This is a genomic window from Sphingomonas adhaesiva, assembly GCF_036946125.1.
Classification (GTDB): domain Bacteria; phylum Pseudomonadota; class Alphaproteobacteria; order Sphingomonadales; family Sphingomonadaceae; genus Sphingomonas; species Sphingomonas adhaesiva_A.
The window spans coordinates 928,472-952,540 of sequence record NZ_JAQIJT010000002.1 but is presented as its reverse complement, the minus strand read 5'-3'; the positions used below and the strand labels follow the sequence as shown (position 1 = coordinate 952,540).

17 protein-coding genes and 1 tRNA gene are annotated in these 24,069 nt (G+C 68.5%); 10 read left to right on the top strand and 8 right to left on the bottom strand.

Going from position 1 to position 24,069, the window contains the following annotated elements; genetic code table 11:
* Nucleotides 1-156: 156 nt before the first annotated feature.
* On the bottom strand, nucleotides 157-1,647 hold the full coding sequence (glpK, locus tag PGN23_RS10800) for a glycerol kinase GlpK (protein WP_335302879.1): 1,491 nt from the start codon (nucleotides 1,645-1,647) through the stop codon (nucleotides 157-159).
* A gap of 99 nt (nucleotides 1,648-1,746) precedes the next feature.
* On the opposite strand from glpK, the gene PGN23_RS10795 reads away from it, so the two are divergent.
* From PGN23_RS10795 to PGN23_RS10775, 5 genes are all read left to right on the top strand, one after another.
* Nucleotides 1,747-3,246: a glycerol-3-phosphate dehydrogenase gene (locus PGN23_RS10795; protein WP_335302878.1), complete on the top strand. Its 1,500-nt coding sequence runs from the start codon at nucleotides 1,747-1,749 to the stop codon at nucleotides 3,244-3,246.
* Entirely contained in the window at nucleotides 3,243-4,010 is a 768-nt protein-coding gene (locus PGN23_RS10790) for a DeoR/GlpR family DNA-binding transcription regulator (protein ID WP_335302877.1), read from the top strand. The genes PGN23_RS10795 and PGN23_RS10790 overlap by 4 nt, the downstream gene beginning before the upstream one ends.
* Nucleotides 4,011-4,109: 99 nt before the next feature.
* Nucleotides 4,110-5,231, top strand: a complete 1,122-nt coding sequence (locus PGN23_RS10785; RefSeq protein ID WP_335302876.1) for an AI-2E family transporter — start codon at nucleotides 4,110-4,112, stop codon at nucleotides 5,229-5,231.
* Between the two features lie 98 nt (nucleotides 5,232-5,329).
* On the top strand, nucleotides 5,330-6,025 hold the full coding sequence (ctrA, locus tag PGN23_RS10780) for a response regulator transcription factor CtrA (RefSeq protein WP_335302875.1): 696 nt from the start codon (nucleotides 5,330-5,332) through the stop codon (nucleotides 6,023-6,025).
* 348 nt (nucleotides 6,026-6,373) lie between these two features.
* On the top strand, nucleotides 6,374-8,710 hold the full coding sequence (locus PGN23_RS10775; protein WP_335302874.1) for a TonB-dependent receptor: 2,337 nt from the start codon (nucleotides 6,374-6,376) through the stop codon (nucleotides 8,708-8,710).
* Nucleotides 8,711-8,908: 198 nt separating this feature from the next.
* Here PGN23_RS10775 and PGN23_RS10770 read toward each other — a convergent pair whose 3' ends face one another.
* Complete coding sequence (locus tag PGN23_RS10770) at nucleotides 8,909-9,379, bottom strand: OsmC family protein (RefSeq protein WP_335302873.1); 471 nt, start codon at nucleotides 9,377-9,379, stop codon at nucleotides 8,909-8,911.
* A complete protein-coding gene (locus PGN23_RS10765) occupies nucleotides 9,379-10,137 on the bottom strand; it encodes a competence/damage-inducible protein A (RefSeq protein WP_335302872.1) in 759 nt (252 codons plus the stop codon). Before PGN23_RS10765 ends, PGN23_RS10770 begins: the two co-directional genes overlap by 1 nt.
* 52 nt (nucleotides 10,138-10,189) lie before the next feature.
* Here PGN23_RS10765 and map point away from each other — a divergent pair, with 52 nt between their 5' ends.
* Complete coding sequence (gene map / locus PGN23_RS10760; protein ID WP_335302871.1) at nucleotides 10,190-11,014, top strand: type I methionyl aminopeptidase; 825 nt, start codon at nucleotides 10,190-10,192, stop codon at nucleotides 11,012-11,014.
* A 28-nt stretch (nucleotides 11,015-11,042) separates the two neighbouring features.
* Here the strand turns inward: map and PGN23_RS10755 are convergent, their stop codons facing one another.
* Nucleotides 11,043-12,146 carry a CAP domain-containing protein gene (locus tag PGN23_RS10755; protein WP_335302870.1) on the bottom strand — a complete coding sequence of 368 codons (1,104 nt, stop codon included), beginning with the start codon at nucleotides 12,144-12,146 and terminating at the stop codon, nucleotides 11,043-11,045.
* A gap of 118 nt (nucleotides 12,147-12,264) precedes the next feature.
* Here PGN23_RS10755 and PGN23_RS10750 point away from each other — a divergent pair, with 118 nt between their 5' ends.
* The 3 genes from PGN23_RS10750 (at nucleotide 12,265) to glnA (ending at nucleotide 16,647) form a co-directional block, all read left to right on the top strand.
* Nucleotides 12,265-14,445 carry a PQQ-dependent dehydrogenase, methanol/ethanol family gene (locus PGN23_RS10750; protein WP_335302869.1) on the top strand — a complete coding sequence of 727 codons (2,181 nt, stop codon included), beginning with the start codon at nucleotides 12,265-12,267 and terminating at the stop codon, nucleotides 14,443-14,445.
* Between the two features lie 351 nt (nucleotides 14,446-14,796).
* Nucleotides 14,797-15,135 (top strand): P-II family nitrogen regulator, encoded by a 339-nt coding sequence (locus PGN23_RS10745; RefSeq protein ID WP_335298941.1) that lies wholly within the window; start codon nucleotides 14,797-14,799, stop codon nucleotides 15,133-15,135.
* Nucleotides 15,136-15,234: 99 nt separating this feature from the next.
* On the top strand, nucleotides 15,235-16,647 hold the full coding sequence (gene glnA, locus PGN23_RS10740; protein WP_335302868.1) for a type I glutamate--ammonia ligase: 1,413 nt from the start codon (nucleotides 15,235-15,237) through the stop codon (nucleotides 16,645-16,647).
* A 294-nt stretch (nucleotides 16,648-16,941) separates the two neighbouring features.
* On the opposite strand, the gene PGN23_RS10735 is transcribed toward glnA, so the two are convergent.
* Entirely contained in the window at nucleotides 16,942-19,842 is a 2,901-nt protein-coding gene (locus PGN23_RS10735; RefSeq protein WP_335302867.1) for a M16 family metallopeptidase, read from the bottom strand.
* 224 nt (nucleotides 19,843-20,066) lie between these two features.
* Here PGN23_RS10735 and PGN23_RS10730 point away from each other — a divergent pair, with 224 nt between their 5' ends.
* Nucleotides 20,067-20,858: an aspartyl/asparaginyl beta-hydroxylase domain-containing protein gene (locus PGN23_RS10730; protein WP_335302866.1), complete on the top strand. Its 792-nt coding sequence runs from the start codon at nucleotides 20,067-20,069 to the stop codon at nucleotides 20,856-20,858.
* A gap of 235 nt (nucleotides 20,859-21,093) precedes the next feature.
* On the opposite strand, the gene PGN23_RS10725 is transcribed toward PGN23_RS10730, so the two are convergent.
* From PGN23_RS10725 to lon, 3 genes are all read right to left on the bottom strand, one after another.
* A tRNA-Val gene (locus PGN23_RS10725) sits at nucleotides 21,094-21,168 on the bottom strand.
* A 63-nt stretch (nucleotides 21,169-21,231) separates the two neighbouring features.
* A complete protein-coding gene (locus tag PGN23_RS10720; RefSeq protein ID WP_335302865.1) occupies nucleotides 21,232-21,504 on the bottom strand; it encodes an HU family DNA-binding protein in 273 nt (90 codons plus the stop codon).
* 163 nt (nucleotides 21,505-21,667) lie between these two features.
* On the bottom strand, nucleotides 21,668-24,064 hold the full coding sequence (gene lon / locus PGN23_RS10715) for an endopeptidase La (RefSeq protein WP_335302864.1): 2,397 nt from the start codon (nucleotides 24,062-24,064) through the stop codon (nucleotides 21,668-21,670).
* Nucleotides 24,065-24,069 lie beyond the last annotated feature (5 nt).

The following is a 24,069-nucleotide window of genomic DNA, read 5'->3' as shown; positions in this document are numbered from 1 at the left end:
GGCGCTTGTCGCTCCGGCTTTTTTTTGGCGGTCGTCGTCGCCCGGACGCCCCAAGGCTCCGCCCGGGTTGGCCGCTCGTGCCGAGCGAAGTCGAAGCACAGCCGCCGCCGCCCTTAGCCTTCGACGTCGCTCAGGCCGAACGAAGAGGGTGTACCCCTACGCCCCCGTCAGCGTCTTCGCGACCGCAGCATGCCATCCCGCCACCAATGTATCGCGCTGCGCCGCCTCCATCCGCGGCTCGAAGCAATCCTCCCGCGTCCATGTCTCGCTCAGCGCGTCCAGGTCCTTCCACACCCCCGTCGCCAGCCCGGCATGGAATGCCGCCCCCAGCGCGGTCGTCTCCAGATGCAGCGGGCGCTCCACCGCGGTGTCGAGCAGGTCGGCCAGGAACTGGCACAACCAGTCGTTTGCCGCCATGCCGCCATCGACGCGGATCATCGCCGGCGCCGCGCCGCCGTCCGCGATCATCGCGTCGGTCAGGTCCTTGGTCTGGTAGCCGACCGCCTCCAGCGCCGCGCGCGCCAGATGCGCCTGCGTCGCCCCCAGCGTCAGCCCGAAGATCGCGCCGCGCGCGTCCGGGTCCCAGTGCGGCGCGCCCAGCCCGACGAACGCCGGCACCATATAGACGCCGTGGCTGTCGGGCACCGTCGTCGCCATGTCGTTGGTCTCGCGGGCATGGGTGATGACCCCGATCCCGTCGCGCAGCCACTTGATCGCCGCGCCCGCGACGAAGATCGATCCTTCCAGCGCATAGGTCATCCGGCCGTTCAGCCGGTACGCGGGGGTCGTCAGCAGCCGGTGCTCCGACTCGATCGCCTCGTCCCCGGTGTTGAGCAGCAGGAAGCAGCCGGTGCCATAGGTCGACTTGGCCATCCCGCGCGCGAAGCACGCCTGCCCGAACAGCGCCGCCTGCTGGTCCCCCGCCATCCCCGCGATCGGGATCGCGGCGTCGAACAGGCCGTCCGCCGTCTCGCCGTACAGGTGCGCATTGTCTTCCACCGACGGCAACATCGCCATCGGCACCGCAAACAACGAACACAGTTCCTCGTCCCATCGCTGCGCCCGGATGTCGTACAGCAGCGTACGTCCGGCATTGGTCACGTCGGTCGCATGCACCGCGCCCCCGGTCAGCCGCCACAGCAGGAAGCAGTCGATCGTCCCGAACGCCAGGTCGCCCGCCTCCGCCCGCGCGCGCGCGCCGTCCACATGGTCCAGGATCCACGCCAGCTTCGTCGCGGAGAAATAGGGGTCGATCAGCAGCCCGGTCTTCGCGCGCACCATCGCCTCGTGCCCCTCGGCCTTCAGCTCGGCGCAGCGCCTGGCGGTGCGGCGGTCCTGCCACACGATCGCGCGGTGGATGGGCTCCCCGGTGGCGCGGTCCCATACCACCACCGTCTCGCGCTGGTTGGTGATGCCGATCCCGGCGATCCCCGCCGCGCCGACCCCGCTCTCCGCGATCGCCTGGCGCGCGACGTCCAGCGTGTCGCGCCAGATGTCCTCCGGGTCGTGCTCGACCCACCCGCCCTCGGGATAATGTTGCGCGAATTCGGTCTGCGCGGTCGCCACCGGGCGCGCGTCGCAGTCGAAGACGATCGCGCGGGTCGAGGTCGTTCCCTGATCGATCGCCAGGATATGGGTCTTGGCCACGCGCGCTCTCCTTCGTTCGCCGCCGCTTGTCGCGAGCGCACGAACGAACGTCAACAGTTTCGTTTGAAAGTTCGTTCGAAAGCGCCCATATTCGTTTTCATGAGCACGCAATTCGATACGGACCTGCTGATCGTCGGCGGCGGGATCAACGGCGCGGGGATCGCGCGCGACGCGGTCGGCCGCGGCCTGTCGGTCATGCTGGTGGAGAAGGACGACCTCGCCGCGCATACTTCGTCAGCATCGACGAAGCTGATCCACGGCGGCCTGCGCTATCTCGAATATGGCGAGGTGCGGCTGGTGCGCGAGGCGCTGATCGAGCGCGAGCGGCTGTGGGGGATGGCACCGCATATCATCTGGCCGCTGCGCTTCGTCCTGCCGCAGACCAACTCGCCCCGCCCCGCCTGGATGGTCCGCACCGGCCTGTTCCTGTACGACCATCTCGGCGGCCGCGAAAAGCTGCCCGCGACCGAGACGATCCGCCTCGGCCGCGATGAGCGCGGGCATGGGCTGAAGGACGACGGCCGCGCTTTCGTCTATTCGGACTGCTGGGTGGAGGACAGCCGCCTCGTCGTTCTCAACGCGCGCGATGCCGCGGACCGCGGCGCGCGGATCCTGACCCGCACCCGGCTGGTCGACGCGCGACGCGCCGACGGCGGTTGGGCCGCGACGATCGCCGATGCCGATGGCGAGCGTACCGTGACCGCCCGCGCGCTCGTCAACGCCGCCGGCCCGTGGGTCGCCGACGTGCTCGGCCGCGTGCCCCACGCGCGCGACGACCGCGGCGTCCGGCTGGTGAAGGGCAGCCATATCGTCGTGCCGCGATTGTACGAGGGCGACCACGCCTTCATGCTCCAGAACCCCGACCGCCGCATCGTCTTCGCCATCCCCTACGAGGGCGACTTCACGCTGGTCGGCACCACCGACGAGGCATGGGAGGGTGCTCCGGCCAAGGCGCGGATTTCCCGGCACGAAACCGATTATCTGCTGGAGACGGTCGCGCGCTACTTCGATCGCGCGCCCACCCAGGCAGACATCAAATGGACGTATGCCGGCATCCGCCCGCTCTACGACGACAAGGCCGCGAATGCGTCCGCGGTCACGCGCGACTATGTCCTCGACCTCGACCAGGGGCCGCAGGGCGCGAACGAGAACGCGCCGATGCTCAGCATCTTCGGCGGCAAGATCACGACCTATCGCAAGCTCGCCGAGCATGCGATGCAGGAGCTCGCCCCCTTCTTTCCCGCCGCGGGCCCGGCATGGACCGCGGGCGCGACGCTGCCGGGCGGCGACATGCCCGACATGGATTTCGCCGGCTACCTCGCCACGCTGGCCGCCCGCTATCCGCAGATGCCGGCGGCGCTGCTCCGTCGCCTCGCCCGCGCCTATGGCACGACGACCCCCGACATCCTGCGCGACGCCCGCACCCCGGCCGATCTCGGCGAGGATTTCGGCGCCGGGCTGCACGCGCGCGAGGTCGACTGGCTCGCCGCCAACGAATGGGCGCGCGACGCGGAGGACATCCTCTATCGCCGCAGCAAGCTCGGTCTCCACGTCCCGGCGGGCGCAGCCGAGGCGATCGCGCGCTACCTGGCGGCATGAGCGACACCGACCGCCACCGCCAAATCCTGGAATGGGCGCGCGCCGCGGGCAGCGTCGAGGTCGACGACCTCGCCCGCCGCCTGTCGGTGACGCCGCAGACGATACGCAAGGACCTGAACGAGCTCGCCCGCCGCGCGATGCTGTCGCGCGTCCACGGCGGCGCGGTCGTCACCTCCGGGATCGACAACATCGACTATGCCGCGCGCCGAACCGTCGCGACGGGGGCGAAGGCCGCGATCGGCGCGGCGGCGGCGGCGCTCGTCCCCAACGGCGCGTCGCTCTTCGTCAACATCGGCACCACGACGGAGGCCGTCGCCGCGCACCTCGTCCGGCACCGCGACCTGATGGTCATTTCGAACAACCTCAACGTCGTCGACCAGCTCGACGGGCGCCCCGACATCGACGTCGTCGTGGTAGGCGGTCAGGTCCGCCGCGGCGACCGCGCGGTCGTCGGTGCGCTGGCGATGCAGTTCATCGCGACGTTCAAGGTCGACCTCGCCATCATCGGCGCCTCCGCGATCGATCCCGACGACGGCAGCCTGCTCGATTTCTCGGTCGACGAGGTGCAGGTGACGCAGACCATCGTGAAGAACGCGCGCCGCGTCATCCTGGTCGCCGACGCCGGCAAGATCGGCCGCGCCGCCCCGGTCCGGATCGGGCGGCTCGACATGGTCGACTGGCTGGTGACCGACCGCCTCGTCGACCCCGGCCTGCGGCAGTTGTGCGACGATCACGGCGTGACCCTGATCGAAACGGGGGAATGACCCCGTGTCCCCGCGCACGCAGGAGCACGGAGACGACGCAACCTTTTCCCTCCCGCGCGTTGTTGCCGATGTGAAACATTCCGCCCTCGCACCGCGCGCATGAACCGGCTGACCCCTGACGAGGCGGATGCGCGCTTCGTGCGGCGCGTTTTGTGGATCGTCCTGATCGTCACGATCGTCGCCGCACTCTATTTCGCGCGCCACCTGCTGATCCTCGCCTTCGGCTCGATCCTGATCGCGATCGTCATCCACGCCGTCGCGGACATCTACGCGACCAGGCTGCGACTGGGCGAGAAACGCGCGATGGGGGCCGCGATCGTCAGCCTCTTCGCCTTCCTCGGCCTGCTCTTCTGGCTCTTCGGGGTCGAGTTCCGCTCGCAGGTGAACACGCTGGTCATCGCGCTGCCCGGCCTGCTTCAGCAGCTCGACGGCTACATGTCGCAGAGCCCGGTCGGCGCGAAGGTCGCCGATGCGGTGCAGGCCGCCTTCGCCGGCAGCCGCGTCGCGCAGGACATCGGGGAGATCGCGCGCGGCGCGGGCGAGCTGCTGCTCAACACCTTCCTCGTCCTCTTCGGCGCGATCTTCTTCGCGGTCGACCCGAAGATCTACGAGCGCGGGTTCCTGCTGATGATCCCCCCGTCGAAGCGCGCCGCGGTGGAGGATGCGCTCGGCGACGTGGCCTCGACGCTGCTGCTGTGGCTGCGCGCGCAGCTGATCCAGATGACCGCGATGGGGACGATGGTCGGCATCGGCCTGTGGATCGCGGGGGTCCCCTCCGCCGCGCTGCTGGGGCTGCTGACGGGCCTGAGCGAGTTCATCCCCTATGTCGGCCCCGTCGCCGCGATGCTCCCCGCGCTCGGCCTCGCCGCGACCGACGGCACGCAGACCCTGCTCTGGGCGCTCGCGGTCTTCGCGATCGTGCGGATCGTCCAGACGAATTTCGTCACCCCCGTCGTCACCGGCCGCGTCATCGCCATTCCGCCGGCGCTCAGCCTGTTCGCGATCATCGGCACCGGCGCGGTCTTCGGGCTGTTCGGCATCTTCTTTTCGGGCGGCATCCTGGTCGTCGGCTTCACGCTGGTGCGCAGCCTCTACTTGCGCGAGGTGCTGGGCGAGGACATACCGCGTTCGCGCGAACGCACGCTGTTCACCTCGAAGGGGACACCCAGGGAGAGCGTGGGCGCGCCGGTCGATGGCGACGACATCCCGACGCTCGATTAATCGCGAATTAACCTTTTGCGTTCAGATGCAGTTTGGTAAATGAATCGGGTGATTGGGCGGCGGGGCCGCCTCATTCGCGAACCAGGGGACGACCGGCCATGCGCGTGCTGCTGATCGAGGACGAGCCGACGACGGCCAAGGCCATCGAACTCATGCTCTCGACCGAGGGTTTCAACGTCTATTCGACCGACCTGGGCGAGGAAGGCCTCGATCTGGGCAAGTTGTACGATTACGACATCATCCTGCTCGACCTCAACCTGCCGGACATGCACGGCTACGACGTGCTGAAGAAGCTGCGCGTCGCCCGCGTGCAGACCCCCGTGCTGATCCTGTCGGGCATCAACGAGATGGATTCGAAGGTGCGCAGCTTCGGCTTCGGCGCCGACGATTACGTGACCAAGCCGTTCCACCGCGACGAGCTGGTCGCGCGCATCCACGCCGTGGTCCGCCGGTCGAAGGGGCATTCGCAGTCGGTCATCCGCACCGGCAAGCTGTCGGTCAATCTGGATGCCAAGACGGTCGAGGTCGACAGCGCACGCGTCCACCTGACCGGCAAGGAATATGCGATGCTGGAGCTGCTCTCGCTCCGCAAGGGCACCACGCTGACGAAGGAAATGTTCCTCAACCACCTGTACGGCGGGATGGACGAGCCCGAACTCAAGATCATCGACGTCTTCATCTGCAAGCTGCGCAAGAAGCTGAGCATGGCGTGCGACGGCGAGAATTATATCGAGACGGTGTGGGGCCGCGGCTATGTCCTGCGCGAGCCCGAGGAGGCCGTCGCGGTCGCCTGACCAGTTTGCCGATCCCGTATCGGCGCAGGAGGCCGCGGCACCGGGGGGCGCCGCGGCCTTTTCGTTGCGTCGCACCGTCCGTCACCCCGGCCCTGAGCGGGACCTTCGCGAAAGTCTGCACGGCCGGTACGCGGCGCTGTTGCATCCATTTTGCAAATGTCCGCCTTGAGGTGGGGTCCCGCTTGCTACGCACCACGATCGAGCAGCGGGACCCCGGGTCGGGCTCCGGGGTAACGGATCGCCCCGTGACAATTCCGCGACACCCATGTCGCCGATCCGCAACCAAAGCGTCATCGCGCTGTCCCGACCGTGCGGCAGGGCGCCCCCGACACAGGGGGATCAACCATCATGACGTCGAAGTTCACGCTGCTCGCCGGTGCCGCCTCATCGCTTGCCGCCATGCTGCTCGCCGCCGCCGCCCAGCCCGCGCTCGCGCAGGACGCGCCCGCACCCGCCACCGCCGCCGACATCGACCGTACCGCGCCAGACCAGCCGATCCCCGAGGACGGCAGCGACATCGTCGTGCTCGGCTTCGGCCAGGCGCGTCAGGTGCAGACCGTCACCGCCGCGGATCTGGAGCGCCTCACGCCCGGCACCTCGCCGCTCAAGGCGGTATCGAAGCTGCCGGGCGTCAACTTCCAGTCGGCCGACGCCTTCGGCGCCTACGAATGGTCGACCCGCATCTCGCTGCGCGGCTTCAACCAGAACCAGCTCGGCTTCACGCTCGACGGCGTGCCGCTGGGCGACATGAGCTACGGCAACGTCAACGGCCTGCACATCAGCCGCGCGATCATCTCGGAGAATATCGCCAGCACCACCGTGGCGCAGGGCGCCGGCGCGCTCGGCACCGCCTCCACCAGCAACCTGGGCGGCACGCTCCAGTTCGTCAGCCGCAAGCCGTCCGACGTCGCCGACTTGGTCGCCAGCGGCACCTATGGCAGCGACGAGACGTACCGCGCCTTCGTCCGCGCCGACAGCGGCGACATCGCCGATGGCCTCAAGGGCTATCTCAGCTACGGCTTCCTGAAGACCGACAAGTGGAAGGGATTCGGCAAGCAGATCCAGCATCAGGCCAATGGCAAGCTGATGAAGGATCTGGGCGGGCGCGGGGCGATCACCGCCTTCGTGAACTTCTCCGACCGGCGCGAGAACGACTATCAGGACCTCAGCTACGACATCATCCGTCGTCGCGGGCTGAACAACGACAATATCAGCAACGACTACCCGCTCGCGCTCCGCATCGGGCAGGCGTACCAGTCGGGCACCGCGCTGCCGACCGGGATCGGCACCGTCGACGACGTCTATTACGACGCCGCCGGCGTGCGGCAGGACTGGCTCGGCGGGTTCACCGTCGACGCGTGGTTGAACGACATGCTGTCGGTGGTGTCGACCAGCTACATCCACCGCAACAAGGGCCAGGGTTCGTGGATCACGCCCTATGTCCCCACCCCCGCGGGCGCCCCCGATGCCAACGGCCAGCCGCTGGCCGCCGCGTCGCCGCTGTCGTTCCGCACCACCGAATATCGCATCCGCCGCGCCGGCAACACGACCTCGGTCGCGCTGGAGACCGGCCCCAACCGGCTCGAGGTCGGTGCGTGGCTGGAGACGAACACCTTCCTCCAGGCGCGCCGCTTCTACGGCATGACCAGTGCCGCGACGCCGAACCGCAACGCGCGCGACTTCCAGTCGAACCCGTTCGCGACGCAGTGGAACGGCAATTACGACACCGATACCGTCCAGTATCACGTCGCCGACACGCTGAAGCTCGGCCAGCTGACGCTCACCGGCGGGTGGAAGGGGATGCAGGTGGACAATACCGCCACCCTGCTCACGGGCGCGCTGGTGTCGGGCCGGATCCGCGCGCGCGACTGGTTCCTGCCGCAGGTCGGCGCGGTATACGACCTGGCCGGCGGCGCGGAGCTGTTCGCCAGCTATTCGGAGAACATGCGCGCCTTCGTGTCGTCCGCCACCTCGGGTCCGTTCGCGATCACGCAGGTCGGGTTCGACGCGATCCGCTCGACGCTGCGCCCCGAGACGTCGAAGACGGTCGAGGGCGGTGTCCGCATCCGCAGCGGCGGGCTGCAGCTGTCGGCGGTCGGCTATTACATCGACTTCTCCGACCGGCTGCTCGTCTTCGCCAACGGCTCGGGCATCCAGGGCAACCCGCCCACGCTCAACAACGCCGGCGACGTGGAGAGCTATGGTGGCGAACTCTCGGCCTTCTACCGCATCATGGGACCGCTGACCGCCTTCGCCAGCTATTCCTATAACAAGGCGACCTACCGCGACAACGTCGTCAACGCCGCCGGCGCCGTCCTGACCGCCACCCGCGGCCGCACCGTGGTCGACACGCCCGAGCACATGGCGAAGGGCGAGCTGGTCTATGACGACAGCCGCGTCTTCGGCCGCGTCGGCGCGGACTATATGTCGAAGCGCTACTTCACCTACCTCAACGACCAGTCGGTCGCCGGCCGCGTGCTGGTCGACGCCAGCATCGGTTTCCGCTTCGGCGACGGCTTCGGCTTCTTCCGCGGCTTCGCGATCGAGGGCAGCGTGACCAACCTGACCGACAAGAAGTACATCTCCACCATCGGCACCAACGGCTACACGGCGAGCGGCGACAACCAGACGCTGCTCGCCGGCGCCCCGCGCCAGTGGTTCGTGACGCTGCGCCGCGGCTTCTGATGAGAGGTGGGGCGGTCACCACCGCCCCACCCGCCCCATCGTCATTTCCGCGGAGGCGGGAATCCATAACCTCTGACGTTCCGGATCTTGCCAGGACCTGCGCGTCTGGATCCGCGCCCCCGCGGGGATGACGGAGTTGGGGGCAATGGCCAAACCCAACCCACCACCGTCACCCCAGCCTCGGGCCGGGGTGACGTCCTACTCAGCGAGCACCACTTCCGCCTCGCACCCGACCGGAAACGCTACCGACCGCGCGATGAAGCACATCGCATGCGCCTTTTCGTGCAGCGCCATCGCCACATTCGCATCACCACCCGCCGCGATCGTCACCCGCGGCCGCAGCGTGACCGACACGAACTGCCCCGCACCGCCCGCTTCCTCGAGCATCTCGCCCTCGGCGGCGTCCTCATACGCCACCACCACCACACCGGCTTCGGCACAGAGCGCCAGATACCACAGCTGATGGCACCCGCTCAGCGACGCTACCAGCAGCTCCTCCGGGTTCCACCGCGCCGGATCGCCCAGGAAAGCGGGGTCGGAGGAGGCGGCGATGTCCTCCTTCCCCGTCGCCGATATGACGTGATCGCGCGCATAGCCGCGATAGGTCGCGGTCCCCTCGCCGCGATCGCCGGTCCACACCGTGCGCACCGCATATCGGTGCGTCCGCATCAGATCCCGCCGTCGGTCGTCCGATGCCCCGCCGCCTCCAGACCCGCGGTCAGATCGGCGATACACGCATCCACCTGCGCCTGATCGGGGGAGCGCACCACGAAATTGGCCCCGGTCCGCCCCTCGCGGAAGAAGGGATAGCTGCCGATCGCCACCCCCTCATGCGCCTTCTCCGTGGTGCGCAGCAGGTCCGCGATCTCGCTTTCCGCGACCCAGCAGCCGATCGTGCGGCTTACCACCGGGCGTCCGCCCTCCAGCGTGCCGGTCAGCGCATCGAGCATCCCCGCGGTGATGTGCGGCACCCCCGCCATGATGAAGATGTTGCCGATCCGGATCCCCGGCGCGCCGCTGACGCGATTCTCGATCAGATCCGCGCCCTCGGGCACGCGCGCCATCCGCCGCCGCGCGTCGGTCACGCCGCCGCGCGTCGCATAATAGCGCTCCAGCACCGCGACCGCGGCCGGATGGTGCGTCACGCCCACCCCCAGCGCGGCAGCGATCGCGTCCACCGTGATGTCGTCGTGCGTCGGCCCGATCCCGCCGGTGGTGAAGAGATAGTCATTGCGCGCGCGCAGCGTGTTGACCGCCTCGACGATCGCCTCCTCGCGGTCCGCGACCACGCGCACCTCGGCCAGCCGGATGCCCTGGACGTTGAGCCATTGCGCCAGTTGCGCGACGTTCTTGTCCTGCGTGCGCCCGGAGAGGATTTCGTCGCCGATGACGACGAGCGCGGCGGTCCAGATGCGTTCGGTCTGCATGGGGGACGGCATAACCTCGCAATCGCCGCGGCGTCACGCTATATCGCCCGTCATGACCGAATATGTGACCGTCACCAGCGATGCGCCGCTCGCGCGCAACGGCGCCATCAAGCTGTACGGCGCCGACGCCTTCGCCGGCATGCACAAGGCGGGGCGGCTGTGCGCGGAGACGCTCGACATGCTGGTGCCGCATATGGTCCCCGGCGTGACCACCGCGGAGATCGACCGGCTGATCTACGATTTCGTGCTGGCGGGCGGCGGCGTGCCCGCGACGCTGGGCTATCGCGGCTACACCCATTCCAGCTGCATCTCGATCAACCATGTCGTCTGCCACGGCATCCCGTCGGACAAGCCGCTGAAGTCGGGCGACATCGTCAACGTCGACGTGACGCCGATCGTCGACGGCTGGCACGGCGACAGCAGCCGCATGTACCTGATCGGCGACGTGCCGCTGAAGGCGAAGCGGCTGGTCGACATCACCTACGAATGCCTGATGCTCGGTATCGAGCAGGCGAAGCCCGGCAACCACATGGGCGACGTCGCGCACGCGATCCAGCGGCATGCGGAGGCGCATCGCTACGGCGTGGTGCGCGATTTCTGCGGGCACGGCGTCGGTCGCCTGTTCCACGACGCGCCCGAGGTCGTCCATGTCGGCCGCCCCGGCACCGGGCCCGAGCTGCGCCCGGGGATGATCTTCACGATCGAGCCGATGATCAACATTGGCCGCCCCGACGTGAAGCTGCTCGACGACGGCTGGACCGCGGTGACGCGCGACCGCTCGCTATCGGCGCAGTTCGAACATTCGATCGGCATCACCGAGGACGGCTGCGAAATCTTCACCGCCTCGCCCGCGGGGCTCCACCAGCCGCCGTACTAGTCCGTCACCGCCGACAGATCGAGGTGCCTCAACCCACCGTCCTGAACGTATAGGTATAGCTCTTCGCCGCCCCGCGTACCGTCACGTTCGCGACCGTCACCTCGTAGGTGACGTTGTCCTGCAGCCCCGCCACGTTGAACTGGATGTTGTTGGGCAGCCCGTAGCCGACATTGTCGAACGTGATGTTCGACACCGCCAGCGTGGTCGTGCCCGCCTTCACCGTCACCGTCGCCGCGCTGAAATTGACCGTCGCGTTCGCGCCCCCGCGCTGCGTCGCATCCGCGATGACGGAGAAGGACAGCAGCGCGCGCGGATCGAAATAGCGCGCCGGATAGTCGCCCTGCGGATAGGCCACGAACGCCGGCAGCGACCCCGGCGCCGGCACGCCGCCCGCGAAATCGAACACCTTCAGCGCGGACGCATCGGTGCGCCGTCCGTCCGACAGCAGCTGCGCGACGCGTCCGTAGGATATCCTGCCCAGGAACGGATCGAGCATCCAGCGCCGATGCCCGACATTGTTCGCGACGATATTGCTCGTCTCGATCATCCACCCCGCGAGATACGCATCCTCGCTGTAGAAGGCGAGATTGGACGCGATCAGCCCGCCGTACAGGTTGCTGCTCCCCGCCCCCTTGCGCCCGTTCTCGGTATAGCAGGTCCAGGCGGAGGTCGGGAAATGGTCGAGCTTGCCGTTCGCCGCCATCAGCAGCGCCGCCTGCGTCGCCTGCTCCTCGTCCGCATCGGCATAGGTGACCGCGGGCAGGTGATGGATCGCGCGCAGTGCGTTCAGCCGCGTCAGCACGTCCGCCCTGACGCTCGCGTTCAGCACGCCCGCGCGGCAGTTCGGCACGTCCGGCGCGGTCGCATACAGCGCCGCGACGCCCGCGTTCCAGCTGGCCGGGGCCGCCGGTGCGGCGGGGAACGGCGCGACGGTCGTCCCGCTCGGCGATGGCGAGGGCGAGGGTGACGGCGCCGGCGCGGTCGCCGAGGCCGTGGGCGACGGGGTCGGCGCGGGCGCGACCACGACCGGCGTCGTGCCGCCGCTGCCGGAGCCGCCGTCCCCGCCCCCGCATCCCGTCACCATCAGCGGCAGCAGCGCCGCGCCCATCCATCGCATAGAGAAACTGGCCATGCCGGCGCGATTAGCATGTGCGCCTTACCAAAGTGCCACCGCCCCCTTCCCAACCTCGCCGGGGTAAGTCAGTGTGCTTACCGGACCCGGAACATCCGGGCGGGGAAGAGGAGAGACTATGCGCAACATGGGCGTGCCGCTGTTGGCGGTCGTGCTGGGCGTGGCGGGATGCAGCGGTGCGAAGGCACCCGACGCCGCGCAGGCGGAGCAGCAGGTCGATCGCACCGGCGTCGGCAAGGTCGACGCCGCGTTGCTGACCACCGGCGGCGACGGCAGCGACTGGGCGATGACCGGCTTCAACTATCAGGAGCAGCGCTTCTCCCCGCTGACGCAGGTCAACGCCGGCAACGTGTCGAAGCTCGGCCTCGCCTGGTTCGCCGACATGCCCGACGCACGCGGACAGGAAGCCACGCCGATCGTGATCGACGGCAAGCTCTTCGTCACCGGCCCCTGGTCGAAGGTCTATGCCTTCGACGCCGCGACGGGAAAGAAACTGTGGGACTACGACCCCAAAGTCGATCCGCAAAAGGGCGTGCAGGCGTGCTGCGACGTCGTCAACCGCGGTGTCGCCGCGTGGAAGGGGCAGCTGTTTCTCGGCACGCTCGACGGCCGGCTGATCGCGCTGGATGCGAAGACCGGCACCCCGAACTGGTCGGTTCAGACCACCGACAATGCCAGGCCCTATACGATAACCGGCGCGCCGCGCGTGGTGAAGGACATGGTCGTCATCGGCAACGGCGGCGCGGAGTTCGGCGTGCGCGGCTATGTCACCGCGTACGATGCGAAGACCGGCGCGCAGAAATGGCGCTTCTACACCGTTCCCAACCCTTCGGGGGCGAAGGACGGCGCGGCCAGCGACGCGGCGATGGCGAAGGTCGCCCCCACCTGGTCGAAGAACGGCCAGTGGAAGCAGTCGGGCGGCGGCGGCACCGTGTGGGACTCGATCGTCTATGACGCGGAGCTCGACCAGCTGTACCTGGGCGTCGGCAACGGCTCGCCCTGGAACCACGGCCTGCGCAGCGAGGGCCAGGGCGACAATCTCTTCCTCTCCTCGATCGTCGCGCTGAAGCCGGAGACGGGCGAATATGTCTGGCACTATCAGGAAACGCCGGGCGAGACGTGGGACTTCACCGCGACGCAGCCGATCAACCTCGCCACGCTGACGATCGGCGGGCAGAAGCGGCAGGTGCTGATGCAGGCGCCCAAGAACGGCTTCTTCTACGTCGTCGACCGCACCGACGGGAAGCTCATCAACGCGGGTCAGTTCATTCCCGGCGTCAACTGGGCCAGCGGCTACGACCTGTCTACCGGGCGCCCGATCGAGCATCCGGAGGCGCGCTACTATCGCACCGGCAAGCCCTTCCTGGCGGTCCCCTCCGCGATCGCGGCGCATAACTGGCAGCCGATGAGCTTCTCGCCGCAGACGGGGCTCGCCTATATCCCGGCACAGTCGGTGGCCGCGGCCTATCTCAACCCGTCCTCTCCGCTCGATCAGGCGAAGCCGATCGGCTTCAACGTCGGGCAGGATCTGGGCAACGCCATGTACCCGCGCGACGCCGCCGCGGTGAAGGCGGCGACCACCGGCGCGACCGGCTCGCTCGTCGCCTGGGACCCGGTCGCGAACAAGCCGCGATGGAAGGTCGATTATCCCACGCCGTGGAACGGCGGCACGATGGCGACCGCGGGCAACCTCGTCTTCCAGGGGACGGCGCTCGGCGAGTTCCGCGCCTATGCCGCGGACACGGGCAGGCAGCTGTTCTCCTTCCCCGCCGGCACCGGGATCATGGCCGGGGCCGCGACCTATCTGGTGAACGGCAAGCAATATGTCGCCGTCCTCGCCGGACGCGGCGGCGCGCTGCCGCTGTCGATCGGCTATGCCATCGGCAAGGCGCGCGACGTGCCCAACCGCCCGCGCCTGCTGGTCTTCGCGCTCGACGGCGCGGCGAAGCTGCCGCCCGCCCCCGGCGCCTCCCCCGCCGCGCCCGTTCCGCTGCCGACCGACACCGCGGCGCCGCAGCAGGTCGCCCAGGGCAAGCTGCTGTTCGGCCGCTATTGCCAGGTCTGCCACGGCGCGAGCGCCGCAGGTGGCGGCGTCCTGCCCAACCTCCAGAACTCGCCCGTGCTGGCGGATGCGGACACGTGGAAATCGATCCTGATCGACGGCGCGCTCAAGGATCGCGGCATGGTCAGCTTCGCGCGCGTCATGACCCCCGAACAGGCGCAGTCGATCCGTCACTACGTCATCGACGAAGCGCGCTGGGCCCGCGCGAACCTGAAGGATGGAGCAGCGAAGAAGTAGGGTTCCCCTTGTCCGTCACCCCGGGCTTGACCCGGGGTCCCGCTTCTCTCGCCGGCAATGAAGAAGCGGGACCCCAACCCAAGGCCGGGCCTTTGCAAAAGGCTGCACCATGGGCTCGATGCCGTTGCGCCCGTTTTGCAAGGGTCCCGCTCAAGGCCGGGGTGACGGGACAGGCAGGAGTACCTGCCCCCAAAACCGGCAGCCCCCCGCGCCATGCCCAATCCTTAGGCAATCCTTAACCTCCGTTACCGCGCGATTCGACACCTTGCCCTCCTGCACGTCGGCTGGCACGGTCGGTGCAAGGTACTCGTGGGGGTATCCGAACATGATCCTGGGTGGGGCGTCCGTCGCGTGAAGAAGATCGAAGCGATCATCAAGCCGTTCAAGCTGGACGAGGTGAAGGAAGCCCTTCACGACATCGGCGTCAGCGGCATCACCGTCACCGAGGCGAAGGGCTTCGGTCGGCAGAAGGGGCATACGGAGCTGTATCGCGGCGCCGAATATGTCGTCGATTTCCTGCCCAAGGTGAAGCTGGAGGTCGTCGTCGAGGACGGTCTGGCGGAACGCGTGGTGGAGGCGATCGCCGCCGCCGCGCAGACCGGGCGCATCGGCGACGGCAAGATCTTCGTCATCCCGGTCGAAACCGCGCTGCGCATCCGCACCGGAGAGCGCGGCGACGACGCGATCTGATCGCGACCACCCCGTTTTTCATCCCCCCGGCATCCGCCGGGGTTTCCTGGTTACGGCAAAGCCCCGGCGCGTGTCGGGGTTACTCAAGGAAAGAGCACCATGGCGAACACGGCCGCAGACGTTCTTAAGAAGATCAAGGAAGAAGAGATCGAGTGGATCGATCTGCGCTTCACCGATCCCAAGGGCAAGTGGCAGCACCTCACCATGGTCGCCTCGGTCATGGGCGAGGACGAGTGGACCGACGGCCTGATGTTCGACGGTTCGTCGATCGAGGGCTGGAAGGCGATCAACGAGTCCGACATGATCCTGAAGCCGGATCTGGACGCGGTCTATACCGATCCCTTCTCGGCCACGCCGATGCTGATCGTGTTCTGCGACATCGTCGAGCCGTCGACCGGCGAGGGCTATGCCCGCGACCCGCGCACCACCGCGAAGCGCGCCGAGGCGTACGTCAAGGAAACCGGGATCGGCGACACCGTCTATGTCGGCCCGGAGGCCGAATTCTTCATGTTCGACAACGTGCAGTTCGACACGAACTACGCGGGTTCGTACTTCAAGATCGACGATATCGAGCTGCCGACCAACACCGGCCGCGACTACGAGGGCGGTAACCTGGGCCACCGTCCGCGCGCCAAGGGCGGCTATTTCCCTGTCGCCCCGGTCGACAGCGCGGTCGACATCCGCGGCGAGATGGTCTCGACCATGATCGAGATGGGGCTGCCCTGCGACAAGCATCACCACGAGGTCGCCGCCGCGCAGCACGAGCTCGGCCTGACCTTCGGCACGCTGACGCAGACCGCCGACCGCATGCAGATCTACAAGTATGTCGTGCATCAGGTCGCGCATGCCTATGGCAAGTCGGCGACCTTCATGCCGAAGCCGATCAAGGAAGATAACGGCTCGGGCATGCACACGCACTTCTCGATCTGGGAAGGCAAGACGCCGCTGTTCGCCGGCAACGGCTATGCCGGCCTGTCCGAAACCTGCCTGTATTTCATCGGCGGCGTCATCAAGCACGCCAAGGCGATCAACGCCTTCACCAACCCGACGACCAACAGCTACAAGCGTCTGGTCCCGGGTTACGAGGCGCCGGTGCTGCTCGCCTATTCGGCGCGCAACCGCTCGGCCTCGTGCCGCATCCCGTACGGCACCGGCCCGAAGAGCAAGCGCGTCGAGGTCCGCTTCCCGGACGCGATGGCGAACCCCTACCTCGCCTATGCCGCGCTGCTGATGGCGGGCCTGGACGGTATCCAGAACAAGATCCATCCCGGCGAGGCGATGGACAAGAACCTGTATGACCTGCCGCCGGCCGAGCTGGCGGAAGTCCCGACCGTCTGCGCGTCGCTGCGCGAGGCGCTGGATTCGCTGTCGGCCGACCACGACTTCCTGCTGAAGGGCGACGTGTTCACCAAGGACCAGATCGAGGCGTATATCGAGCTGAAGTGGTCGGAAGTGGCGCGCTGGGAAATGACCCCGAGCCCGGTCGAATTCGATATGTACTACAGCGCGTGACGCCGGCGTGCCGGCGGCGGGTGGCGCACCGCGCCACACGCGCTGCCGGCCGGCCTGGCACAGCGTGGACCGACGACGCGGCTCCGCCGCGTCGCCGCCCGTAAAAAGGGCGCCCGGCTCACCCCGGGCGCCTTTTTCGTCTGACGGTCTTCGAACGAACGGTCCGTCCCGGTAAACTCACACTGTGCTCCTGCGCAGGCAGGAGCCCAGGGTTGTCGGTCGCAACCGACGTCGCTCTGCCTGGCTCTGGGCTCCTGCCTGCGCAGGAGCACGGTCCGCAGGACGTAATCCCCCTTATTCCGCCGCCTTCCCCTTCGGCACCACCGCCATCGTCCAGTCCTTCTCCGGCCGCAGATATTTCGCCGCGGTCGCCTGCAACGATGCCGGGGTGATCGCCGTCATGTCGCCGACGATGCTCTGGCTCGCCTCGATCCGCTGCGGATCGAACGTCCCGCCCGAGGTCTGGATCAGCCAGAACTGGTTCCCCGACGACGCCCGCGCCATATATTGCAGCATCGGCACGATCGTCCGGCGCAGCTCGTCCTCGCCGATCGGGGTCGACACCAGCTCGGCCGCGATCTGGCGCGACAGCTGGAAGAACAGCGGCACCTTGTCCGGCGCCACCTTGCCGATCGCGACCAGCCGCCCGCCCGCGTCCAGTCCCACCGGCCACTGGCTCTGCGCGCTCGGCGAATAGCTCGCCCCCGCGACCGAGCGCAGCCGGTCGAACAGCCGATCCGCGAACACCGCCGCCAGCACGTCGAGCGCGCGCGATTCCGCATGGCCCGCCGAGCCGCCGCCGGTCGGCCAGGCGATCACCGCCGCCGCCTGGTTGTCGTCGCCGTCATGCGTGCGGATCACCGGCTGCTCGACATGCGCCGGGAAGCGGATCGGCGACGGCGAGATCGCGCCGGCCGCGCGCGGCTTCAGCGCGCCGAAGCTCTTCGCCACCGCCGCGATCGCCTCGTCCGCCTTCACGTCGCCGAACACGTCGACCTCGATCGGCCCGGTCGCCAGCAGCGGCTCCCACAGCTGGCGGAAGTCCTTGGGCGTCAGCGCCTCGACCTGCGCGCGCGGCGGCACGCCCCAGCGCGGGTCGCCGTCGCGCAGCAGCCCCTCCAGATCGCGTGCCAGTACGCCGTCGGGCGAGCTGTCGAACCCGGCATAGCCCGCCAGCATCGCCGCCCGCGCGCGCACCACCGGCGCCGCATCCCAGCGCGGCGCGGCCAGCTTCGCCGCCATCAGCGTCAGATTGTCGGCATAGTCGCCCGGCGTCGTCTGCGCGCCGAACAGGAATGCGTCGTCGCCGATGTCGAAGTCCAGCCCCATGCGGCGTCCGGTGGTCAGCTGATCCAGATCGCCCTGGTTCAGCGTCCCGATCCCGCTCGCGACCAGCGCGGTTTCCCCCGCCCACGCCGGGGTCGGCCGGTCGCCGGGCAGCGCCTGATACCCGCGCCCGAACCGCACGCGCAGATAGACGCGCCCCGTCTCCGAGGGATTGGCGTAGATCAGCGCGCGCACCCCGTTGGCGAACGTCACCGTCTCCATCGGCGGATCGCCCACCGTCGCCTTGGCCGTCACCTTGCCCGGTGCGCCCAGCCTGGGCACGCGCGAGAAATCGACCGCCGCCTGCTGCGTCCGCTTCCCCGCCAGCCTGGACACGTCCGCGGTCAGCGCCGCGGCCAGCTTTGTCGCCGCGCTCGCATCCGCGGTGCGCGTGTTCAGCAGCGCGCGCGTCGCATCGCCCTTGAACAGCCGGTTGGTCGATTCGACCATCGCGGCGGGGGTGAACATCCCCTTCGCCCTCGCCTGTTGCAGGATGTCGTAGCTCGTCTTCGGCCCCGCCACCGTCTCGCGGATGTCGAGCGCCTGGACCATGTCGTCGGCCTGCTTCGCGCCCGCCTCGACCCGCGCGGTATCGACCTCGTTCTTCATCGCGGCGTCGAATTCGGCCAGCTCGCGGTCGACCTCGCCCTGCGTGGGCGGGGTAGCCATCGCATCCGCGATCACCGCGCGGACGTCCTTCAGCGCCGCCTCCCAATCGTCGCCGATCGGCACGATGTTGGTGAAGGTGCCGTTGGCCGAGCGCGATACGTCGTCCAGGCTGACCGAAGCCTGCAGGAAGCTGCCCCCGGCGCGCGCGCGCGTCTCCAGACGCCGGTTGATGAGCCGCATCGCGACGAAGTCGACCAGCCGCTTCTGGTTGAAGATGATCGTATCGTCACGATAGACCCACGGACGCAGCACCGCGGTCGCGACCAGCGGCGGCAGCGAGGGTTCCGCGATCGTCTTCGTCGAGGGGCCCTGCCCGCCCGGCTTGCCGAAATCCGGATCGGCCGGATCGGCGCCCTTGCCCTGCCATCCGCCGAAATTCTTGACGATCAGCCGCGCCGCGACGTCCGGATCGATATCGCCCGAGATGATGACCACCGCGCGCGACGGGCGATACCATCGGTCGTGAAACGCCTGCACCGCCTCCGGGGTCGCCGCCTCCAGCGTCCTGATCGTCCCGATCGGCGACCGCTCGGCCAGCGGCTGCCCCGCGAAGAACGTCTGCCGGATCGCATCGCCGTAGCGGACCTGCGGCCCCGGTGCCTCGCGCTGCTCCGCCAGCACCGCCGGCCGCTCGGCCGCCAGGCCCGCCGTCGTGATCGCCGGCTGCGCCATCATGCCGGAAAAGATCTTCAGGCTCTCGTCCAGCTTCGCCTCGGTCGCGCCGGGCAGGTCCAGCTTGTAGACCGTCTGGGTCGGCGTGGTCGATGCGTTGGAATCCGATCCGAACGTCGCGCCGAAGCGCTGCCACACCCGCTTCGCCTCCCCGTCGGGGACGAATTTCGATCCCCGGAACGACAGATGCTCGATCAGATGCGCGAATCCCTGCTGCGCGTCGGTTTCATAGAGCGACCCGGCATCGATCCGCACGCGCACCGCGACCTGCCCCGGCGGCACGCCGTTCTTGCGCACCGCATATCGCAGGCCGTTGGGGAGCGTGCCGAAATGCCACGCCGGATCGGGCGGGATGTCCGATCCCTTGAACAGCCACGGCGAGGTGTCGACCTGGAGCAGGGCCGGCGGCGGCGCGACCGGGGCGGCGGCGGAAGCCTTGCGCTGCGGCGCCGCCGCGAGCGGCAGGGCGACCGACGAGAGGAGAAGGAAGGCGAGCGGCTTGCCGAGCACGCGCGGATATAGGGCCATGGCGCCGTTGTAAGGGCGCGCCGGGGCGGCGGCAACCGGGGGTGCGTGAAACGCTCCCTCCCGCAACGTCCCTCCCTGACCCGGCGGCCCGCTCTGCCCCTCCCTGACCCGCCGTCCCTGCCCCGACGTGCCCGCAACCTGCCACGTTTTGGTCGCGAAACCGTTCTAGCGGCTGGGGAAAGGATGCCGGGCGACGACAGGCCGGCACGCGCGAAGGATCCGATATGGCCCAGCAACCCCACGCCACCCTCACCCTGCCGGGTGCACCGCGGGCCGCGTTGCAGGCGGAGCCGGGCCGCCCGCTCATCATCCGCGTCGGCAAGCATCTGCGCGGCGTGTTCGACCGGCTGATCGCGGGTTCCTCGCTGGTGTCCAACGATCCCGTGCTCGACGTGCGCACCTTCGCCTGGACCGCGGAGCTGCGCGCGCGCTGGGAGGCGATCCGCGCCGAGGCGGAGGCCGTCGCGCTGGTCGGGGACGCCGCGCCCAGCCTCGCCACCATCTCGCCCGATCACCGTGCCATCGCGGAGGTGGGCAAGTGGAAGTCGTTCTTCCTCTGGGGCTACGGCTATCCGATCGACGAGAACCTCGCGCAATGCCCGCAGACGCGCGCCGTGATCGAGCGTATTCCGGGGCTCAACACCGCCTTCTTCTCGATCCTCGCCCCCGGCACGCACATCCCCGCGCACCGCGGCGTGTCAAAGGGGCTCATCACCTGCCACCTGGGCCTCATCGTGCCGCGCGACGGCGACGTGCGGATGCGCGTCGACCACCGCGTCGTGCGCTGGGCGGAGGGCGAAACGCTCGTCTTCGACGACACCTATGACCACGAAGTGTGGAACGACACCGCCGGCACCCGCGTCGTGCTGCTGATCCAGTTCGAACGCCCGCTGCGCCGCCCCGGCAAATGGTTCGCCGACCTCTTCCTGGGCATCGCGAAGCGCTCCGCCTTCGTCCAGGAAGCGCGCGACAACGTGGCCAAGTGGAACGCCGCGGTGAAGCAGCTGGACGGGTGAGCATAGCCCTCCTGCCAACGCCTTCGTCCTCGCCTGACCCCCGTTCGCCCTGAGGAGGGACTGGGCTTGTCGAAGGCCCGTCTCGAAGGGCAGGCGTTGCCCACGTGCTTCGATACGGCCTCTCGACGTCGCTCGACGCCTCCTCGGCACGAACGACGGGGGCGCATGACCGGCCGGCGATCATCGGCACGACGGAAAGACCCCGCCGGCTCGCACCGGCGGGGTCTGTCGGATATGGTGGGCGCGACAGGGATTGAACCTGTGACCCCACCCGTGTGAAGGGTGTGCTCTACCGCTGAGCTACGCGCCCGATCATGATCGGAAGCGGGCCTCTAGGCGAGCACCGCGACCCTGTCCACCCCCAAAATCGACCTCAGTTCAGCGAATCCTTCAGCACCTTGCCCGCCTTGAACTTCGGCTGGGTGGACGCCTTGATCGTCATCGGCTCGCCCGTGCGCGGGTTGCGGCCCGTCGATGCCTTGCGCTTGCTGACCGCGAACGTGCCGAAACCGACCAGCCGCACCTCATCCCCCTTCTTCAGACTCGCGGAGATGGTGTCGAACACCGCCTCGACCGCGCGGCTCGCCTCGCTCTTCCCCAGCCCGGCGGCGGTCGCGACATGCGCGATCAGTTCCTGCTTGTTCATGCCGAAAGACCCCGTTTGTTAGTAACGTTACGTGTTCGTGATGGATTCGCGGACGACGGCCCGCATCCTCTCAGTAAAGGCGAGCGCGGGTGCCTGAGTCAAACGAAACCGCCGCGCCCGTGGCAGGCGCGGCGGCGATCGTTTCACCCCGATATAACGTGGATCAATGGTGGAGTTCGCCCCCCACCGGGGCGATCGGCGCGGGCGGCAGCGCCGCCAGCTCGTCCGCCTCGGTCCAGTCGATCGCCTCCGGCGCGCGCACCAGCGCCAGCGCCAGCACTTCGTCGACATGCGCCACCGGCACGATACGCAGCCCGTCGCGGATGTTCTGCGGTATCTCGGCCAGATCCTTCTCGTTCTCCTTGGGGATCAGCACGGTGGTGATCCCGCCGCGCAGCGCCGCGAGCAGCTTTTCCTTCAATCCGCCGATCGGCAGCACGCGACCGCGCAGCGTCACCTCGCCGGTCATCGCCACCTCCTTGCGCACCGCGATGCCGGTCAGCGTGGACACGATCGACGTCACCAGACCGATGCCCGCCGACGGCCCGTCCTTGGGCACCGCGCCCTCGGGCAGGTGGATGTGGATGTCCTTGCGGTGGAACACGCTGGGCTTGATCCCGAACGTCGGCGCGCGCGCCTGGACGAAGGAATAGGCCGCCTGGACCGACTCCTTCATCACGTCGCCCAGCTTGCCGGTGACCTTCGCCTGCCCCTTGCCCGGCACGGTCACGCTCTCGATCGTCAGCAGCTCGCCGCCCACCTCGGTCCAGGCGAGGCCGGTGACCGCGCCGATCTGGTCCTCGGTCTCGGACAGGCCGTGGCGGAACTTCTGCACGCCCGCGAACTCGGCCAGATTGTCCGGCGTGACCGTCACGCTCTCGGCCTTGCCCTCCAGGATGCGGCGCAGCGCCTTGCGGCACAGCTTGGCGATCTCGCGCTCCAGCGTCCGCACGCCCGCCTCGCGGGTGTAGCGCTGGATCAGCGCGCGCAGCCCGTCGGTCGTCAGCTCGAACTCGCCCGGCTTCAGCCCGTGCGCCTCGATCTGCTTGCGGGTCAGGTGGCGCTCGGCGATCGCGACCTTCTCGTCCTCGGTATAGCCCTCCAGCCGGATGATCTCCATCCGGTCGAGCAGCGGCTGCGGCAGGTTGAGCGAATTGGCGGTGCACACGAACATCACGTCCGACAGATCGATGTCGATCTCCAGATAATGGTCGTTGAACTTCGCATTCTGCTCGGGGTCCAGCACCTCCAGCAGCGCGCTGGCGGGATCGCCGCGGAAATCCTGTCCCAGCTTGTCGATCTCGTCGAGCAGGAACAGCGGGTTGGACGCGCCCGCCTTCTTCAGGTTGGTGACGACCTTGCCCGGCAGCGAGCCGATGTAGGTGCGGCGGTGCCCGCGGATCTCCGCCTCGTCGCGCACCCCGCCCAGCGACTGGCGGATGAACTCGCGCCCCGTCGCCTTGGCGATCGACTTGCCCAGCGACGTCTTGCCCACGCCCGGCGGTCCGACCAGGCACAGGATCGGCCCCTTCAGCTTGTTGGTGCGCGCCTGTACCGCCAGATATTCGACGATCCGGTCCTTCACCTTGTCGAGCGCGTGGTGGTCCTCGTTCAGGATCGCCTCGGCGGCGGGGATATCCTTCTTGATCTTGCTCTTCTTCCCCCACGGCAGCCCCAGCAGCACGTCGAGGTAGTTGCGCACGACCGTCGCCTCGGCGCTCATCGGCGCCATGGTCTTCAGCTTCTTCAGCTCCGCGGTCGCCTTGGTGCGCGCCTCCTTCGACAGCTTCAGCGTGGCGATCTTCTGGGTCAGCTCGGCGATCTCGTCGCCCTCGCCTTCCTCGCCCTCGTTGCCCAGCTCGCGCTGAATCGCCTTCAGCTGTTCGTTGAGGTAATATTCGCGCTGCGTCTTCTCCATCTGGCGCTTGACGCGGCTCTTGATCTTCTTCTCGACCTGCAGGACGCCCAGCTCGCCCTCCATCAGCGCGAACGCCATCTCCAGCCGCTTGACCGGATCGGCCTCCATCAGCAGCGCCTGCTTCTCGGCGACCTTGACCTGGATGTTGCCCGCGACGCTGTCGGACAGCTGCGACGCGCCCTCGATCTCGGCCAGCTGCGCGGCGAGCTCGGAGGGCAGCTTGCGGTTGAGCTTGGAATAATTCTCGAACTGGCCGACGACCGAGCGCATCAGCGCGGCGACCTCCGGCCCGTCGACCGCGGCGTCCTCCAGCGGCGCGATGGCCGCGGTCAGATAGTCGCCGCCCTCATCCAGCGTCTCCAGCGTGGCGCGCTGCTTGCCCTCGACCAGGACGCGCACCGTGCCGTCGGGCAGCTTCAGCAGCTGGAGCACGGTCGCGGTCACGCCGACGCCGTAGAGGTCGTCCCGCACGGGATCGTCCTCGGCCGGGTCGAGCTGCGCGACCAGGAAAATCTCCTTGTCCGCCGCCATCGCGGCTTCCAGCGCGGCGACCGACTTGTCGCGTCCGACGAACAGCGGCACGATCATGTGCGGGAAGACGACGATATCGCGCAGCGGCAGAACGGGGAAAGTGGACGTCATGGATA